Origin of the sequence: Halomicronema sp. CCY15110 (assembly GCF_016888165.1) — a bacterium.
Classification (GTDB): Bacteria; Cyanobacteriota; Cyanobacteriia; order Phormidesmidales; family Phormidesmidaceae; genus Halomicronema.
Window position 1 is genome coordinate 41,955 of record NZ_JACSWC010000260.1, and the last position, 19,170, is coordinate 61,124.

Genomic DNA, 19,170 nt, shown 5'->3' on the forward strand with positions numbered 1-19,170 from the left:
TTTCACGATAACTTGACCTAGATTCTTACAGATAACCTCTAAACCGCTGCCCTCACTATCAAGCTGAAGCCACCCAACGTTCCTGTTGAGCGGTCAAACATAACTCCTGTAGCTGATGACACTTTTGCTTAATCCGCTCCAACAGAATTGTTATGCGGCTTGTTTATCCCTCTTCAGGAACAATGATTGAGAAAATCCTCCTATGATGCTCATCTATAGTCGAAAGTAATCCTCTGTCTTCTGGATCCCAAGTAAGCACACGTAACTCAGGTTTACAAACTCGATACAATTCCTCAAATCTTCGTTTATTACTGTGTGGAGAAGATGACAGCACGTGAGCGGCAGTATAAGCAATTAGATCTGCTACTTCAAGCAGAGCAGGCTTTGCATTATCTGGAAAAGATTCTGGAATTAATGTTTTTTGAGTTTTTGGATCTTTACTCTGGTAGTTACGATGAGCTTGAACTCGCTTGCCAAACCAAGGAATCTTAGTGCGGTCTGGGTCAACCCAAACTCGTACATTATCCACACCTAATCTTTCAAATAGTGGCATTGCAACCCCCTGGAAGAGAATTCCTGCGAGTTGCTTCGTCTCCATTACACATCCAGAAAAATCAGCACTATCCGAAAATTCAGTAGGGTACTCATTTCTGTTGACGGCACAAACACAATACATAGGACGGCAAGTACGCAGTTCTCTCAGCAGGATTTTCAAGAAAATGAAAACCTCTTCGTTTGACCACTCCCGCCAAGCTGATTTGGCTCTGGCATGGTCGTTAAAAAGAACTCGGCAGTGCAATATATCGGAAGGTGATAATCCATGCTCTTTCTTTAACTCTGTGAGTAAATTTTCTGCTGCTCTCCAATCATGCTTATGAAGAACAAGCAGCCCATAAACCACAACTTCCTTAAACGAACTTTCATCTCCAAAAGCATGAAATAGCTGCTCATTTACCTGCTGGAAGTGTAAAGGAACAATCATCTCAGAACCACAACCTAAACACACTACCCGTAGAACCCTTTCACCTGGTTGCGGAAATACCTGAACTGGCGTTTGTAAGCCACAACCACCAGCCCGAAGATCATGAAGCACGTTAATTGTTAATGGGATCAACATTAGAGTCAGTTCACAAACTTATGATTATCCTAATAAAGATTTGAGCGTACTTAAGTTATCACCAATCAATGAATACCACTATTTCCTGGTTGGAATTGTGCTGCATAAGTAGGTACGGATAATTAATTCGAGGTAGAGATAACGGCAGCTCAAGGGTTCCAGTCGTTTCCACCTCGGTTTATTTACCCCAAGCTACTTAACTCTTATTAGAGGGAAACTTTCCACCTAAAATGATGGACTCTCAAAGTCATTAGAACACCTCAGCCATAAGGCTTTCTATGGCTTTCAAACCCATCTTACAGTAGATAATTATGTGGAATGGTATCACCCTCCTCAGCGAGAACACATACTCGATTGGTTGCCCTGCACCGCAAACATTCAAGCCTTAACGACCAGAATATTTCCGTTGCTAAAACTAAGTCAGCAATGATGGTTACGAGCGAAAATTCCAGCAGGCGAAATCCTCCGACTCCTTTACGCTACGGCAGGCTGAATAGCTTCTCGTTGCCGAACCTGCAAAATGCCCTTCGCGGTCTCTTCAGCCGCTGTCTGGGCTAGCGCTTGCCAGTCATCCTCAGTGAGCATTTGTGCCAGCATCGCGATCGCCTGCGATCGCACCGTCTTCTGCTCAGGGACAATCTTCTGGGCATCTTCTGCCAGTAGAGCCTCCAGCCAGGTAGCTTGTTCGGGTGTGGGCTGCTGAAGATGCTCAAACAGTCGCCGTTGCGCTTCGATGTAGACAGCCTCGAAGCTCAGCCCCAATTCCCAGGACTGCAGCCACGCTTTCAGCTCTGGCAACAAAATCGAGAGCAGCTGCACCTGGCGGCGCCGCTGGCGAAAGGCAGCTGGGGTCACGGTGGCTAATTGCTCAACATAGCCTTTTAAGCCCAGACCGGCTTCAACCTGCCCGCCGCACTCGGCTTCAATGGCCTCCGTTTCGCGCACCCAGGCGTCATCGTTGAGCAAATCCAGTAAGTTGCCCGTTTTTTTGAGCTGCTGAGCCAAAATCTCGTCATTCATGGAAGCTGCCTAACGTTGTAATGCCGGGTACTCGAAGTATACCAATCCGTCTTTATCCGGGTCGGGGCCATAGTCGGCCATATTGTTGAGGTGATAAAAGGTTTCAGTTCTGGGGAGTGAGTGCAGGCCGACGCGCCCCCCATAGCCAAGTTCTACGCTGCGCTGACGAGCCAGCAAAAGGAGCGATCGCCCCACGCCTGCCAGGTAGGGGGGATCTTCAATGGGCCGACGATTCCACGGGGCCGAAGCCAGGTACTCCACGTAGACCAGGAGCGATCGCGCTGGCAACCAGGATCGGTGCCACTGGGTTTCTAGCAGCATGACGCCCTGCACCAACTCCTCCCACTCAATGGCGTAGGCTTCGTAGCGGCTATCGTTCACGGCTAAGCGCAGTTTGTAGGCCCAGTCCCAACTGATATCAGGTTCCTGAGCGGCTTGAAGGATGGCTCGCCAGAAAGTATCAATTTGCTCCACATGCGCCAGCGTGAGGGGACAGAAGGTGGCGGTGACAGTTTCGTTAGGCGGCTTTTGGAGCAAAACGGGGCGGCGGGTCATAAAATCCCTGATTCAGACTTCAAGGTGGGGAAACTTAATAAAGGAATAGACAGTTTTCCCTACAGAGCAGGAAAAATATTGATAAATCTCATACCCTGGGAATTTTACGTAACCTCTATCTGGCTAGCTCAGTAGAGTCATCAGTTATACCCTTTGGGGCCAACCTTAGAGGAAAGCATAAAGCGATCGCCATGCTGAAAACAGTCAAAGATGCCTGCAAGGTTCATCCCTCAACACTGGACTACCAAGTTGCTGGAGGGGTTGAGAGCCTAGCTCAGATGATTGATGCGAGCGATGAGGGACAAGCCTTCTTTGCGAAAAGCTATCTCACCCGTGGCATGGAAGAACTGCTCCGAGAGGGATTGCTGCGATTATCAGGGCAAACCGATCAGGCCCTGTTTGAACTGGCTCAGGCGATGGGGGGTGGTAAAACTCACCTGATGTGCGCCCTTGGGCTGCTGGCTAAATATCCGTCGCAGCGATCGCACGTCTTACCCAGCGATGTCATTGCTCGTCTGGACAATCAGCCTGCCCGTGTCGCGGTGTTCGATGGTCGCGATAGTCCCGATCATTATTTGTGGGGCGAAATTGCTAAGCAGCTTGGCGCAGAAGAGCAGATGCGCCAATTCTGGAAAGATGGGCCGAAGGCTCCGGGTAAAGAGCACTGGAAAGAAATTATTGGCGATCGCCCCACCTTAATCCTGTTCGACGAGCTGCCCCCCTACTTTCTGGAAGCGCGAACGGTGCCGGTCGGTCGGGGCTCGATGGTAGACGTCCTGACCCGAGCGTTATCGAACTTGTTTGTGGCCGCGCTGGAGCTGCCCCGCTGCTGCGTTGTGCTAGCCAACTTATCGGACAGCTACCGCGAACAAGTGAAGGAGGTCAAGAAACTCGTTGCGGATGTGCAGCGAGAAGCCTCGCGACAGGCCAATAAAATTACCCCGGTTTCTCTAGAGGGGAGCGAAATCTACTCGATTTTGCGGAAGCGATTATTCTCAGAGCTGCCGACTGACGAAGAAATTGATGAGGTGGCAGAAGCCTACGCCGCCCAGGTGAAGCTGGCCGAAGACAGCGGCTATTTGACCGCTCGCAGCTTAGAGCAAATTGCCGACGAAATTCGGGCCACCTATCCCTTTCATCCGGCATTTAAGCATCTGGTCGCGCTGTTTAAGGACAACCCGGATTTTCGTGAAACCCGTGGCCTGTTGCAGTTTGCGGCGCGGGTCATTCGCTCGGCCTGGAATCGTGATCAGAATGATGTCTTTCTGATTGGCACTCAACACCTCAACCTGAACGACAGCCAGGTCATGAACGAGGTGACGGACATTAACCGGGCGCTGCGTCCGGCCATCACGATGGACATTGCCGACAATGGCAACGCCCATGCCGAAGAAATTGATGCCAATCTCAACAGTGATGCCGCCTCTCAGGTCGCGGCCATGATTCTTTCCGCCTCGTTATCCCTAGCGGTGAAAGGGCACATGGGGCTGCGCCGAGAGGAAGTGATTGAGTACCTGGCTGCACCCAACCGCAAACCCGAGGAGTTTGCCCAGGCATTTGAACGGCTGCGGAAAACGGCCTGGTATCTCCATGCAGACGGCGAGCTGTTCTATTTCAAAGATACGGAGAACCTGACCAAGCGCATTCAGCGAGAGGCCCAGGGATTGCCCAAGGCCAAGGTTGATAAAGTGCTGCGCACCCGTTTAGAGGGGGAACTGGAGGCGGTGTCCAAGCGGGCTTATCAAGAAGTGCTGGTGATGCCAGAGATCGACGAGATTCGGTTGAGCACCCATCGCATTTTGGTGGTGGTGCCGCCGGACAACAGTGTGCCGCCAGAAGACATCCATCGGTTTTACCGGTCGGTGTCAGAAAAGAACAACCTGCTGGTGTTGTCGGGTAACGACACCCACATGGCTAGTCGGGTTGAAGAGTCCCTGCGAGAGCTGTACGCAATTGAGAACATCGCTAAAAGCATCAATTCCAGCGATACCCTCTATGCCCAGGCTCAAGATGCGCAGGAAGAGGCTGAGGGGGCATTTCTGCAGTCCCTTCAGGGCACCTATAACCGTGTGTTTTACCCTGCCGAAGATGGCCTTCAGCAAGCCACCATTGAGAATGGCCTGAAGTTTGGACACACCAGCGAGGACAGTGTCGAAACCCAGCTTGAAAAGATGCTGGAAAGTATGCGCTGCGACAACAAGCTGGCGACGGATGCTGAGCAAGACCCACTGCCCTACTTCGCGATGGCCGAAGAAGAACTATGGCCTCAGAACGATCGCCGCACCCCCTGGCGTGATGTGCTGATGCGTGCCAAGAGTAACCCCGCTTGGCCGTGGCTACCGGGCATAAAGGGGCTGGATCAGCTCAAGGTCAAGGCGCTGTCTCAGGGACGCTGGCGCGAGGGAAATGACGGTTGGATTGAGAAAGGCCCATTTCCAAAAGAGAAAACATCGGTCAATATCGTCAGCCAGAACCAAGACACGCAGACTGGGGAGACGGATTTCACGCTCACGCCTTTACATGCCGGACCCAGCCCGAAGGTTCACTACAGCACGGTTGCTCAGGTCAACCAAAACGATCCGGTGGTGGAGGACTTGGATGCCTTTCGGACGAAAGAGCCGACACTCTATTTTCTGGCAATCGACACGACGAGTAACCATGCAACGGGTGAGCCGAAGCGGTGGGTGGCCAAGCTTAAAATCCGCTATCAAGTGCACGATCGCCCCGATCATCGAGAGGTAGAACTCGCTGTAACGCCTAATGCCGTGCTGCGCTACACCGTTGATGCCACCAATCCTCGGGAGGGTCGGATCTATGAAGATCCCGTACCGATTTCTGATAGTCAAATCTTGCTTCAGGTTTATGCCAGTGCGGGTGAAGCCTCGGCAACGGAAACCTTCACCATCGCCGAGAAGGGCACCAAGCGGGTGGAACTCGATGAAACTCAACCGGCCAAAATTGTCCGGGTTAAACCTCGCTTTGACACCACTGGCGCGGTCTATGGTGTCATCGCCCACTTCAAAGATCGCCAGGGCGTCATTTTCCACGGAGTCACCCTCAATGTGGGTGAGGGAGAACAAGCCGTCCAGGTCAGGTTCAATGACCGACCTGTCACCCCGGCCATTTTGGAAAAGGTTATTGAGGCCCTGCGAGACAATCTGGGTGAGCCAGATGCTTTGGTACAGTTAACTATTCGGGATGGGGCTGCTTTTAATACTGGGTTTGATCTAAAAACCTTCGCAGAACTTGCAGGCATTGAGTTAACCCCCAACACGGTGGAGCAGTAACATGGTTTTAGTACAAAGGTACTCAGCTCCTATGGTCAACGAACCAAAAAAAACACGCAGACAGGCCAACCAACCCGCCCACGCCACTCAAGGTTTTGGGGTACCCCTCACCGCTGCGCCTCACCATTTCGTGGTGATCATTCCTCGGGGCAACAAGCAGCCGGTGCAGATTGTGGAAGACTTGGGCATGCACACCGTGGGTGATGACAGTGAACTGCTCGATCGCGTCGTTTTACCTCGCTCAGCCTGGACAGAAATTGCCAATCCGGTGAAGCGGATGTTTAATGAGCGCCTGAAAGCCCATGAGCTGAAACCAGGGCAGTGGAAGGTGGGGGAAAACCGCGTCGATCGCTTGCTGGGTAAAGAACTTTGTGTGTTGGCCTGGGCGATCGAAGACCTGGAAGAGGAAAAGGTCGGCACGGCCCTACGGAACTGGTTAGCCTTACGCCCGGAGGAGCGCTGGTGGCTGTTTGGTATGACGGCAACCACGGTGGGTGGCCCTGGCGATGCGGGGCGAGGGTGGCGCATGGCGCTGAAATATGCCCTGGGCGATACCCCGCAGCCCACGATTCGGGAACCTCGGAAAGCGGGAAAGCCTGATGCTGATGAAAATATCTATGAAACCTTGCCCCTCTTTCAAAATTAATGTTGGATTCTAAGATTTAGAGCAAGTCTATGGGAGTCCCCTGATGAATTACCTGGCGACAGACTATAAGCATATTCAGCTGGATGAGCACCAAGTGCCAGTGATTGAAGGCAGCACTATGAAGGTGGTGGAGCTGATTACTTCGCATCTCACCTATGGCTGGAGTCCAGAAGAACTCCACTTTCAATATCCTCACATCGGCCTGGGCAAAATTTACTCAGCCCTGGCCTACTACTGGGATCACCAAGCCACGCTGGAAAACGACATGAAACAGCGCCTTGCCAAAGTGCAGACCCTACAGCAGCAGGCTCCCCCGTCGCGTATTGCCCAACAACTGAGGGAGCGAGGGGTCATCTCTTGAGCATCGCTTTCTACATGGATGAAAACGTGCCACGACAAATTACGGTGGGCTTGCGACTCCGCGATATTGATGTCCTGACCGTGCAAGCAGATGACCGGGCGGGTATGGCTGACCCAGAAGTCATCGCGCGAGCCACCGAACTGCAAAGAGTCTTGTTTTCGAGAGATGACGATCTCTTAGCCCTGGCCCATCAGCGCCAACGGGAGGACATCGCTTTTTCTGGCGTGGTGTACGCCCATCCCCAACGGATCAGCATCGGTGATTGCGTGAAGGATTTAGAGCTGATTGCCAAGTTCACCACCTTAGAAGACGCGCTGAACCAAGTTCAATATCTACCGCTCTAGCCCCACTCCTGTTGTTGCCGATGCTGACACCGATGAAAATATCTATGAAACTCTGCCGCTCTTTCAAAACTAGCTTTTAGTCTAAGGATGAAAGGGCACCCACGATCGCAATTCATACCACGGTGAGGCCAATGGATCAGACTCATTCCTTAGATATGCTTGAACGACATCCAGACAAGGTCAGCGGTGCTTGGGTGTTTAAGGGCACGCGGGTGCCGGTGGCCGCGCTGTTTGAAAACCTCAAAGACGGGGCTTCCATCGACCAATTTCTAGAATGGTTTCCCGGCGTCTCCCGCGCCCAGGTCGAGGCCCTGCTGGACTATGAACTGACCATGCTGGAGCAAATGGCGAGTTAATGAAAATTCTGTTCGATCAAGGAACGCCGGTGCCGCTGCGCCGCTTTCTGTCAGGACACACCGTTGATACCGCTTATGAACGGGGATGGTCAGAGATATCAAACGGTAATTTGCTCAGCAAAGCAGAACAAGAGGGTTACGAGCTGTTAATCACCACCGATCGCAACCTGCGCTATGAGCAAAATTTAACGGATCGCCAAATTGCGATCGCGGTCTTGATGACCACCTCTTGGCCGCGCATCAAGCCGCACACTGATCGCATTCAAGCGATTATCGATGCCATTCAACCCGGCACCTACCAAGAAATTCCCATTGAGTAACGCCCCCTCTAGTCCCCTCTCCCCAGGGAGAGGGCTAGGGTGAGGTTTTTCGACCACACCAAAGCCAACGTGACCACCATGCCGACCCTCACGCCCCTTTCCCTGAAAGACGCACCCTCGCTGATTGAGCGGGTGTTTCCGGCGCAGAAGATTTCGGCGGAGGCGCAGAAGGAGCGGAAAGCCGGAGCAGGACAAACCCTGACGGCGTTGGGGTCTTATTGGAAGGGGCGCAAGCCGCTGATTATGGTGCGGGCGATCGTGCTGGGCTGTCTGTTGCCGGTGACCGATGACCTGGAAGCGGATCTGCACATCTTTGAGAAATTGATGGGCATGGATGACGAGGCGTTTGGGCGGCGGGAGCCGAAGCTGAAGGTCTCGGAGATTGCCGAGCGCATCACCCTGGCGAATCCCTGGGATTATTTTGACTACACCAACAAGGTCTACGACCCGGATGACATCGAAGCGCTGCAATTTCCGCTAGATGCGGGGCAGTATCCCAAGCTGAAGGTGCGCTGGCAGCGGGGCTTAGCGGACGAGAAAAAGTATCCGCTGCTGGCGCAAGCGCTAGAGGGCTTGTCCTATGAGGAGAAGGTGGGGCTGTGTCGGCGACCGGAGGAGATTGATCCGGCGGTGCTCTATGGCCCGATTTGGGATGAGGTGAACGCGCACCTGGGGGCGTTGGGCGTTGAGGCGTATTCCCACGAAGAACTGGTGGAGCAGTTGGGGATATTGCGCTATGGGCATCGGCCCAGGGTGGGGGATACGTTTTGTGGGGGCGGGTCGATTCCGTTTGAGGCGGCGCGGTTGGGGTGTGATGTGTATGCGTCGGATCTGAACCCGGTGGCCTGCATGTTGACCTGGGGAGCATTTAATATCATCGGCGCGAATTCAGAACAACGAGCAAAAATTGAGAAAGCCCAGAATGAAGTAGCAGAGGCTGTAGATCAAGAAATCACCAAATTAAGTATTGAGCATAACGAGCGAGGAGATCGAGTTAAGGCATTTCTGTATTGCCTCGAAACTCGCTGTCCAGAAACAGGATGGCTGGTCCCCATGCTACCGTCGCGAGTGGTTGGTACCTTGCAAAGAACCATTGCAAAATTAGTCCCCAACCATGAGGAAAAGCGATTTGAAATCGAGATAGTTTCTGGTGTGTCGAAAGAAGAACTAGAAGAAGCTAAAGCAGGGACAATAGATGACATCTACTTGAATTATGAATTAGACGGAAAATCTTATAAGACTCCAATTAGAACAATTCGCGGTGATAGAAAGTCTTCTGGGGAGAACACAGAGAACAATCTAAGATCTTGGAGGAAGAGTGATTTTCTTCCTGATAAAGATGACATTTTTCGAGAACGCCTATATTGCATCTATTGGGTTACACGAGAAACAGTAGAAGAGGCTCGTCAAGATACATATTTCGCCTCTGTTACTGAGGCTGATCTAGATAAAGAGCATAAAGTTGAAGAGATCGTTGCAAGCAATATCCAGGCTTGGCAAGAGGATGGACTCGTACCGGATATGCCCATTGAAGGTGGGGCTGAAACAACGCGACTACATCGAGAAAGAGGATGGCATTATTGGAACCATCTTTTTAGTGCTAGGCAGCTACATTATCTAGCTCTTACAAAATCAAAAATATCAGATCCCTCCCTGTATATCTCCCTGGCTAAGACATTAAATAGGACGTCCAAGTTATGCACCGTTGATCCAAGAAACGAGGCTGCAAAACGTGAAATTACAATTCAGGGGGTTTTTTACAATCAAGCATTAAACACCCTTTATACCTATGGTGTGCGTCCTTGGTTCATGGCACACCCTCAATTCGTTGAAGATACAAAGCAATTCAGGATAGCTGAGGTCGATACAAAGATTGATTGCATACCAGCGAATAAATTAGAGAAAGAATCAGATATTTTCGTCACAGATCCGCCATATGCTGATGCCATCAATTATCACGAAATAACGGAGTACTTTATATCTTGGCTCCGTAAAAATCCACCTGCCCCTTTTGACCAGTGGACTTGGGATTCTCGCCGTGCTCTAGCAATTAAAGGTGATGGTAAAGATTTCAAGCAGGGCATGGTTGATGCTTATCGCGCCATGACCCACCACATGCCCGACAACGGCCTGCAATGCGTCATGTTCACCCATCAAGACACCGGGGTTTGGGCGGATATGGTGTCGATCTTTTGGGCAGCGGGGCTGCAAGTCGTCAGCGCCTGGTACATCGCCACCGAAACCACCTCCGAACTCAAGCAGGGCGGCTACGTACAGGGCACCGTCACCCTATTGCTCCGCAAGCGCCTCGATACCGCCTCCACCTTCAAGCAACGCCTCCTGCCCAAAATCCGCCAAGAGGTGCAGGCCCAAATCGAAGCCATGCTCAACCTCAACGATGCCGCCCAGACCCACGGCGAAACCGTCTTCAACGACTCCGACCTGCAAATGGCCGGTTATGCCGCTGCCCTCAAAGTGCTGACCCGCTACACCGAAGTCGATGGCCGCGATGTCACCACCCTGGCGCTCCAACCCCGCCAAAAAGGCGAGACCACCGTCGTTGATGCGATCGTGGAGTATGCCTCCGAGGTCGCCAACAACCTGCTGATTCCCGATCGCCTCAAAGCCCTCAACCCCGACACCTGGCGTGAGATTTCTGGCGTCGAGCGGTTCTACCTGCGCATGGCCGCCATTGAAAAAACCGGAGCCGCCAAACTCGACAACTATCAGAACTTCTCCAAAGCCTTCCACGTCGAGTACCAGCCGCTCATGGCTTCCCTCAAGCCCAACCAGGCGCGCCTCAAAGGTGCCAAGCAGTTTAAGCCCCGCGAACTCACCAGCGGCGACCTGGCCGGTACCCTCCTCAGCGAACTGCTCATGGCCATTCAGGAACTCCTCAACGACAAGGATCCCAAAGTCGTTCTGGGCCAAATTCGCACCAGCCTCGACGACACCTACTTCCAAAAGCGTCTGCACCTGATGGCGATGGCCCACTACCTCAGCGATATGTGGGATGGGGCACGCCCCGAAGAAGCCCAGAAAGCCGAGATTATCGGCGATCGCATCCGCAACGAAGGGATCTAGTAAGAAGCCGTTGGCAAACTCCCGATTTAGGCCCCCAACTACTGAGTTCAAGAACTTACGAGCAAATCTTGTATACCATCCATGCCACACATATCATCAAAGCAGGAAGCAATCTCCAGCGGTTCATCAGGGCTCGTACAAACTCTCAGCACCTGATTCTTGCAATTCCCAATTGCCCGAATGAGCAAGGTTATCTTTGTGAGCGTATCTGAGAAATGGGCGTCAGCTTTACTTACCAAGGCACTTTCCAGCATGTTGGAAACTGCTGAAAATCGATTGATGGCTTCAGCTTCTAAAGCTTTCGCCGTTTCGACTTGCTTGGCCAAATAGTGAACGATGTCCAGGTCTTGTCCTGTACGCTCAGTAAAGCCCCTCTGTACGCCTTGTAAAACAGCGATCGCTTCCCTGAAGCGCGAAAGGGCGGCTTCGATATCCGATAGCCTATCGTCCTTCAGATAGTCTTTAATAGATTCTTCTTGATCCGAGGACAAGTATTTTCCATCACGGTAAGATCCATTGAAATAGATGGAATCTGCCTTTAAGGCTCCCTCTAACGCATCATTGGACAGATCACAATAGAGCATTTTGATCTGATACAAAGAAGCCCCTCGTAGATTCACATCCTGCAATTGATTACTGACGAACGTCGAGTAATCTAATTTTGCATTCGTAAAGTTGGCTGATCTGGTGTCTGCTCCATCTAAGCGAGAGTTTCTCAAGTCGGCTCCCACTAAGACAGCCTGGTTTAAGCAAGCATCCGTTAACTGGGAGTTACGCAAGTTCGCTCCCGACAGATCGGCATTTCTGAGGTTAGCCGCAGAGAGATTGACTCTAAATAGTTGAGCACCTATCAGGTTGGTTTCACTGAGGTCAATATCGCTCAAATCACAATTTGAAAAACCAGACTCTCGAATCCTAACGTTTTCCATCAAAGTGGCCGAGAGATTGGAACGACTGAAATTAGTTTTCATCAAGAAGACATTTTTCAGCCGTGTACCGCATAGATTGGCCTGCTCAAAGCATGACTTCTTGATGGCGGTATCTTCAAACCTGGCATACTTGAGGTCAGCCCCGCCGAATATTGACTGGTTGATTTCAGTATTGAAAAAGCGAGCACGCTTTAGTCCTGCTCTTGTGAATTGAGATTCACTGATAGAGGCTCTTCGGAAGGTGGCTCCTTTAAAGAAAGCTCCTTGAAAAGCTGACCTTAGAATGGTGACATCTGACAAATTGGCCTTTTTGAGATTTGAGCCTTGTAAAATAGCGTCCTCGAATTTGGCACCACTCAAATCAGCATCAACAAAAATAGCACCTTTGAGCCAGGTGCAAATGAAACTGGCCCGTTGAAGATTAGCCCGTTCAAAACTAGCATTTTCTAGTCGGCAATCATCAAAACAAACTTCCTCTAGATTGGCATCGTCAAAGTTGGCCCGCGTACAGCGACTCTCGCTAAGGTTTGCTTTTGCCAGGTTGACACCACCTAAATAAGTGCCCTGCAACAAAGAAAAACTGAGATTGGCTAAAGAGAGATTGGCCTTTTTCAAAGAGGCCCCCCTTAAGTCTGCACCATGTAAGTCAGCCTCCTCCAAATTGGCCGAGTTAAGCAGACTTCCCCCCAGCAATGCCCCTCGCAAATTAGCTCGCTTGAGATCAGCGAGGAGGAAGCTCGTATTCAGTAAAATGGCTGCTGATAAATTTGCTCCCTCGAGCTTGGCATCGCTGAAGTTGCTCCGTCTAGCCAATACCTTAGACAGATTGGCATTTCGCAAGGAAGCCCGAGATAGCTTGACGCAAACGAGACTAGTGACCCTTCTGGGTTTATCTGATCGAGGCGAAAAATCAGCATGATCTAGAATCGCCCCTTTCATCACGGCATTATTCAAAACTGCACCATCAAAAATAGCGCCGGTCAAGTCTGCCTCTGTGAGATTGGCTCGAATCAGTTGAGTGTTGGTGAATTCTGCTGAGACTAACTTCGCCTTTTGTAATTTGGCCCCTCTAAACGTACTTCCTGATAGATCAGCCTCGGATAAGTCAGCTTCCAGCAGATTAGCGCCTCTTAACCTAGAGTCGATAATCAAGCACTTCCTCAAGTCAGCCTTTTGGAGCGTCGCCGCACCCAGATTTGCATTGCAGATGCTGGCGCAGAATAAATCAGCCTCGGTTAAATCTGCTTGTCTAAAGCAAGTGCGATCTAGGTTTGCATTCCGAAACTTGGCTCCCTGAAGATTAGCCCCCACGAAGGATGCATTTTCAAGGTTCGTATCCTCAAAGTTGGCTCCTGCTAGATCTTTGCGATCGAAGTTGATTCCACTTAGATTCTTGCCTCTAAAGTCTTTGCAGAAAGCCCCATACTCATCAAAGGGAGAGCGCTCCTCGATGAATTCGAGTAACTGCGAAGCCTGATCTTGATAGTTCTTGTTGTTCGCTGCATCCAAGAAGCCAAGCCGTTGACATATCTGCGAGTCAATCTCATGGAAAGCTGCGCTCAACTTGAGATGTTGTTGCGTTTCAGCATCGCCTGTTTCTGAATGCTCTGTAACGGTGGAACTTGGCTGGCGAGAGCGGACTTTTCTAGAAGGGTGATCACCAGACACGTCTTTTGCCTGTTGTCTGTCAAGCTTCTGATCTTGGCAGGCTGTCAGGTTTGAATCTTTCTCAATAGATGAACCTTTAATATGTATGCTCTCTACGATTTGGTAGAGCTGCCCGCTTTCTCTTTCAGACAGGTCATTGCGAATAGAAAGTTCAATATATCTTTTGACTAGTTCAGGATGCTGATCGTTTATCTCGTAAGAGGTCAGTATCTTTATTGCATCAGCAAAAAGCTGATTCAAGGTGTTCTGATCAGTCTGTCTGAGTTGGCCCATTTCCGCACTCACAAAGTTCTCAACCACACCACTTTCAACCAGATGTTCTTCCATTTCTCCCTCACTATCAGATACTGTAACGCTTCAATGTGTTCATTGACTACAAGGCATCTGTTCACTCTCTAGGTTTAGGAATCTTTTTTAGAGCTCGATAAAATCGTCGTTTGATCATGTCGATGAATTGCTTTGATAATTCGCTATTGAAGTCGCCGTCATTGATCAGCGTTTGACAGACTTCATCCCAAGTCTTCTCGTGCAATACTCTAAGGCAAAGGATCTTGTAATTCAACTCATTATTGATTATTCTTTTTATGGATTCAATGCTATATCTTGGCAATTCCTCATCGCCAGATGTGTATTCTTCATCAAGGCAAGCTGACATAGATGCCTTTATCTTTCTTTGTTTAAGCTCTATTCTGCTATATTCTCTCACTATATTGAGAGAGGTTATTTTATACCATCCACGTAGATTTGGAATCTCTTCTCCCTTTCTGATTTTTTTAACTGCTCGACTATATGATTCGCCGACAATCTCAAGGGCTTGATACTTGGGGTAAAGGTTAAATTGCCACAGTGACTTATTAACATATGCAAAAAAATCGTTCGGATTTTCTTGGGCGAGTAGTTTTGTCATCTCATGTAATTCAGCCTCCGAGGTACACTGAAGTGTTTCTAGATGGATGCCATGAGATCTGCCTGGCAGATTATTTTCTGGTGCGACACCAATTTTTTTGTCAGACCTTGAGTCTGATCCTCCTTGATGAAACTTGTTCATGTGTTCTCCAGAACTAGCATCAGGGGAAGACATATAAACACCCAAATTTGTGACCACTCAATTTGTTGCTGCTGCTATTAGTAAGTCAAAACCACATCATCTCCTGATGGCTCAAAGCCCCCGAGCCTCGGGGATATTGGATTTATAGACTCGCAAGGATGTGGCTTCGGTATAACGTCCTTTGTAGCTCCTGTAATTCCTTATGAGAGTGAGCCGCAGTCTGTGACAGGTTTCTTGTTGCGAAATGTAAATCCTGCCTCATGCTGTCCGTAGTCCATGGCGCGTCGGAAGCTTACAGATTAGTGCAAGTCGCTGAAGGAGTTAGCTTCAGCTAGTTTGTATTCTGTTGTTCCGATGTTTTGGATATCGGCTGCTTCAATGTTGTGCTGCTCTATCTGCTGAGTGGTTTGAATAAACGCAACTTCCGTTCTGATGGTGTCTAGTCTTAGGTTGGCTGCATCCAGTCTGTCTTTAGCGTCTTTGGCCATCTGAGAGAAACACAGGCCAGACGCGATACCCCCTGCCGTGGTTGCAGTGCCTTCGGATACTCGCTCCGTGAGTAATAGACCGACGCCGCCTAAACTGATAAGTCCGCTGGCCGCTGTCATCATGAAAACCAGCTTAAAGCTCTGTTTTGATAGGTTAAAGCTTTCTTGGGCTTGACGTAGTCCTTCTTGTGCAATGTCTACTTTCAGTTGAGTAATGGGATCGAGCTTCTGTCTGTGTTCAAAATCAAAAGTTAGTTTTGGAGGCATGTTGGTCTCCTAAAGTAGTAGAGAAGTGGAAATCTCTATAGCCTGATGATTTCAAGGCTAAAATCTTTATTTTTACAGAAGAGCTATGAGGAGAATGATTCCTCCTGCCATGGCAATTACAGCTACCGGTCCGCCATTTCTTTGAGATATATCTTTCCTAAATCCGCACCAGATACACTCAAAGATGCCCGCTTCTGTCTGGTTTAGAGTTTGTTTGTCACATTTGGGGCAGTTATGCAAAATATCCCTTGAATCGCGGGAATCAAATAGATTTTGAGTCATTTCAGGATCTCCGTCATTATATCTTTAGAAGGATTGTTGGTCCGCTAGAGACTTCTAGCGTTGTTAAACCCTATTTTTCTCACCTCTACTTTTCTATGATGATTAGCTGGCGAAAGTGACATTCTGGATGGTACAAAAATATTGATTTTTGAAAAGTCGGTTCTTGTCGTACTGGAAGAAGACTCAGTTTGGCTGAGATAAACTTCTTATGCGGATTTGGATGCATTGTCACACCTGTTCCAAGGCATCAGAACTTGTGTACAGAGTCAGATAAATGTCATGTTTCTTTTATCAAGGGCTTTCTGATCAGTTATCTACGTCACGAAAACGTCTTCTTCTTGAAGAGTCTGGGAACGCTGAAATCAATATCCTCTGAGTCATGCGGCTTGTAACGTGGCCTCCAATATGAATTCGCCCCCAATCCAGCGTTTTTCTTCTCGCACCCATCGCCTAGACCAAACGGTACTCACTAAGTACCTGAAGCAGGCAAAACGCTACCACCGCATCGCCGGATACTTCACCTCGTCCCTATTTGAGATTGCGGGAGAACACCTCGACGGTATCGAAGATGTCCGCATCGTCTGCAACTCCGACGTGCGCTCTGAAGACATCAAAGTCGCCAAAATTCAGGAATCCAAGCTGCTAGGCCGCCTCAATAGCTTGCCAGTCGAAGCGGAATCACTGCTCAACCGCCCTCGGTATAAATGGCTTTACGAATTTCTGGATAAACACCCCAACGCTATCCGCGTTGCCCCAGACGACTTCTGCGGGTTCGTTCACGGTAAGGCAGGCGTCATCGAACTGCACGATGGGCGCCAGATTGGCTTCATGGGCTCCATGAACGAAACCCGTGCGGGCTGGCAATCTCACTATGAAATCGTGTGGTCAGACGAAAGCCCTGAAGGCGTGGCCTGGATACAAGCTGAATTTGATGCGCTATGGGCCAAGGCTGTCCCATTACCTAGAGCCGTCGTCCAGGAAGTGGGGCGTCGCGCCCATCGGGTGGAGATTGAACTGGGCGATCAACCCGATGAAGAGAGTCTGGCTCCTGCCGCCCTGGTGGAGTCGCCCATGTACCGGGAGGGACTGTCGCTCTCGCCCTGGCAGCGGGCCTTCGTCGCTGAATGTATGAAGCATCTGCGCTGGCATGGTGTTGTCAGGCTCTTGCTAGCCGATGAAGTGGGGTTAGGTAAAACCCTGGCTCTCGCTACAGCAGCCCTCACCTTAACCCTGGTCCACGAACAGGAGATCGCCCAACGGGGCGCACGAGGCCGCCGCCGTCCTATCGTCATCTTTGCGCCCGCTCCCCTGACAGAACAGTGGCAGACCGAACTACTGGATAAGCTGGGCCTCCCTTGTGCTCGTTGGTCTTCCCAGAAAAAGGTGTGGCTCGATCCAGAAGACCGGGCGATTTCCCCCACGGGTGCCGAAAATGTGACACGCTGCCCGCTCCGCATTGGCATTATCTCCACGGGGCTGATCGTCCAACCCACGAGAGAGCGCGATCTCCTCAGTCAACTCAATTTTGAAATTCTGATTCAGGACGAATCCCACAAATCCCGCAGTAAGCAAGGCATGGGTAAAGACGCTGGTGAACCCAATGCCCTGTTGAAATTCATGCTGGCCGCCGCCGGGAGATCGCGCCATGTCTTGCTGGGTACGGCCACCCCTATGCAAACACAAGTCGAAGACCTGTGGGACCAGCTGAAGATTTTGCACCAGGGTGATGGACGTTTTGTTATGGGCAATGAGCTGAGTCCCTGGCATTACCCCGAACAGGTGGTTCCGGTGGTAACGGGCGAGTCACACATTGGCGATCTCGAAGAAGCTTGGCGATATTTGCGATCGCCTCTCCCGCCTCTCGATTCTTCCGCAGAAAGTGACTTTCGCCGCGTTATCCATGAAATTCGAGGCGAGCTGGGAATGCCGCCTAAAGACTTTGATACCGCTGCCCCCATAGTCAATCTGCCCTATGCCGTTCGGGATGATTTGGAGGATTTGCTGGATACCGAACGGGCCAATATGCGGTTTTTCCAACGCCACAACCCGATCGTGCGCCATGTGGTGCTGCGCAAACGCAAGGTACTCGAAGACGCCGGACTGCTGGAAAAAGTCGGCGTAGACCTCCATCCCAATCAGGAAAAGTGCCGCGATCCCAATACCTTTGCCATTTTGTTCCAACGACGGGCATTAAGAACCGACCAGGCTTTTCTCAATGCTTACGAGGCCGCACAGACGTTTGGCCGAATCTACGGTAGACGAGCTGGAGCCGGGTTCATGAAAAATCTCGTCGAGCAGCGGCTCTGCTCTAGCTGTGTGGCCGGACTCAATACAGCTCAGCAGCTATTAAACAAGCAGGCGGCTGAAGACGAGAACGAGCAAGAGTCAGTGCAAGATATTGAGCTAGCGATCGCGGAGCAAGAGGCCCTGCACGACCTGATCAATGCCCTCAAAGAGATGCAGGAGGAAGATCCGAAACTCAAGGCCGTTAAACATTACCTCACTCAGGAAAACTGGGTTCAGCACGGCTGCATTATCTTCAGCCAGTACTACGACACCGCCGCCTGGGTCGCTGAAAATCTAGCCGCTCTCTTTCCCAATCAGCTCATTGGCCTCTATGCCGGTGCTGATAAAAGCGCGCTCTTCCGGGGACCGGAGAATTCAAACCGAGCCAAGCGAGAAACGCTTAAAAAGATGGTCGAAGAGCAAGCCATTCGCATCATGGTGGCCACCGATGCCGCCTGTGAAGGACTCAACCTCCAGCGCCTCGGCACCCTCATCAATGTTGATTTACCCTGGAACCCAACTCGCCTGGAACAACGGATAGGGCGTATCAAACGCTTCGGCCAAACTCGCCCCACCGTTGACATGCTCAACCTGGTCTATCAGGATACCGTCGATGAAACCATCTACGAACGCCTTTCAGAACGCATGAGGGACCGCTTTGACCTTTTTGGATCCTTACCTGACACAATCGAAGATACCTGGATTAAAAATATTGAAACCCTGGACGAGAAACTCGACGAGTACATCAACGCTCAGAAGCGGGTCAATGGCTTCGATATTCGCTACAACGCCAACCTTGATGCTGAAGAAGATGAATGGCGAAACTGTGCAAGGGTTCTTTCACGCCGCAGCATTGAAACCTTGATGCGTAATGGCTGGTGAAACTTCCAAAACTCGATGCACTTCAAAAGCCCCTGACTAGGCAGCCAGGGGCTTTTGAACTTTTCTCTGGAATAGACAGCGCATCCATCACGGATCCCGAATGTCCTCGATCCTGGTTTTCGCACACTTGGCAACAAGATTCATAAGGGAGCAGGTATTAAATGTCAAGTACATAGGCGTGTCGCGACAACTACATAGGCGGATGAGTCGTCGGCAAAGCGCGATCGGCA

The 19,170-nt window shown here is 50.5% G+C and carries 14 protein-coding genes; 8 read left to right on the forward strand and 6 right to left on the reverse strand.

The annotated features are described in order from the left end of the window. Positions 1-163: 163 nt before the first annotated feature. The 3 genes from JUK32_RS10460 to JUK32_RS10470 form a co-directional block, all read right to left on the reverse strand. Positions 164-1,117, reverse strand: a complete 954-nt coding sequence (locus tag JUK32_RS10460; RefSeq protein WP_204138797.1) for a hypothetical protein — start codon at positions 1,115-1,117, stop codon at positions 164-166. Between the two features lie 474 nt (positions 1,118-1,591). Further along, a complete protein-coding gene (locus JUK32_RS10465; RefSeq protein ID WP_239112530.1) occupies positions 1,592-2,137 on the reverse strand; it encodes a hypothetical protein in 546 nt (181 codons plus the stop codon). A gap of 9 nt (positions 2,138-2,146) precedes the next feature. Next, positions 2,147-2,692 carry a hypothetical protein gene (locus JUK32_RS10470; protein ID WP_239112531.1) on the reverse strand — a complete coding sequence of 182 codons (546 nt, stop codon included), beginning with the start codon at positions 2,690-2,692 and terminating at the stop codon, positions 2,147-2,149. Between the two features lie 191 nt (positions 2,693-2,883). Here JUK32_RS10470 and JUK32_RS10475 point away from each other — a divergent pair, with 191 nt between their 5' ends. The 7 genes from JUK32_RS10475 (at position 2,884) to JUK32_RS27480 (ending at position 11,090) form a co-directional block, all read left to right on the forward strand. After that, complete coding sequence (locus JUK32_RS10475) at positions 2,884-5,979, forward strand: anti-phage-associated DUF499 domain-containing protein (RefSeq protein ID WP_239112532.1); 3,096 nt, start codon at positions 2,884-2,886, stop codon at positions 5,977-5,979. A 31-nt stretch (positions 5,980-6,010) separates the two neighbouring features. Then, positions 6,011-6,625 (forward strand): anti-phage-associated DUF3780 domain-containing protein, encoded by a 615-nt coding sequence (locus JUK32_RS10480; protein ID WP_204138798.1) that lies wholly within the window; start codon positions 6,011-6,013, stop codon positions 6,623-6,625. Between the two features lie 43 nt (positions 6,626-6,668). Then, a complete protein-coding gene (locus JUK32_RS10485) occupies positions 6,669-6,986 on the forward strand; it encodes a DUF433 domain-containing protein (RefSeq protein ID WP_204138799.1) in 318 nt (105 codons plus the stop codon). Positions 6,987-7,000: 14 nt separating this feature from the next. After that, positions 7,001-7,330 (forward strand): DUF5615 family PIN-like protein, encoded by a 330-nt coding sequence (locus JUK32_RS10490; RefSeq protein ID WP_204138808.1) that lies wholly within the window; start codon positions 7,001-7,003, stop codon positions 7,328-7,330. 131 nt (positions 7,331-7,461) lie between these two features. After that, positions 7,462-7,686 (forward strand): DUF433 domain-containing protein, encoded by a 225-nt coding sequence (locus JUK32_RS10495; protein ID WP_204138800.1) that lies wholly within the window; start codon positions 7,462-7,464, stop codon positions 7,684-7,686. After that, positions 7,686-8,006: a hypothetical protein gene (locus JUK32_RS10500; RefSeq protein WP_204138801.1), complete on the forward strand. Its 321-nt coding sequence runs from the start codon at positions 7,686-7,688 to the stop codon at positions 8,004-8,006. Before JUK32_RS10495 ends, JUK32_RS10500 begins: the two co-directional genes overlap by 1 nt. 78 nt (positions 8,007-8,084) lie before the next feature. After that, positions 8,085-11,090 (forward strand): anti-phage-associated DUF1156 domain-containing protein, encoded by a 3,006-nt coding sequence (locus tag JUK32_RS27480; RefSeq protein WP_239112534.1) that lies wholly within the window; start codon positions 8,085-8,087, stop codon positions 11,088-11,090. A 47-nt stretch (positions 11,091-11,137) separates the two neighbouring features. Here JUK32_RS27480 and JUK32_RS10510 read toward each other — a convergent pair whose 3' ends face one another. From JUK32_RS10510 to JUK32_RS10520, 3 genes are all read right to left on the reverse strand, one after another. Then, on the reverse strand, positions 11,138-14,014 hold the full coding sequence (locus JUK32_RS10510) for a pentapeptide repeat-containing protein (protein WP_204138802.1): 2,877 nt from the start codon (positions 14,012-14,014) through the stop codon (positions 11,138-11,140). A 61-nt stretch (positions 14,015-14,075) separates the two neighbouring features. After that, positions 14,076-14,735, reverse strand: a complete 660-nt coding sequence (locus JUK32_RS10515; protein WP_204138803.1) for a sigma-70 family RNA polymerase sigma factor — start codon at positions 14,733-14,735, stop codon at positions 14,076-14,078. Between the two features lie 299 nt (positions 14,736-15,034). After that, a complete protein-coding gene (locus tag JUK32_RS10520) occupies positions 15,035-15,490 on the reverse strand; it encodes a hypothetical protein (protein ID WP_204138804.1) in 456 nt (151 codons plus the stop codon). Positions 15,491-16,177: 687 nt separating this feature from the next. Between JUK32_RS10520 and JUK32_RS10525 the strand changes: the two genes are divergently transcribed. Continuing rightward, on the forward strand, positions 16,178-18,940 hold the full coding sequence (locus JUK32_RS10525) for a phospholipase D-like domain-containing anti-phage protein (protein WP_204138805.1): 2,763 nt from the start codon (positions 16,178-16,180) through the stop codon (positions 18,938-18,940). Positions 18,941-19,170 lie beyond the last annotated feature (230 nt).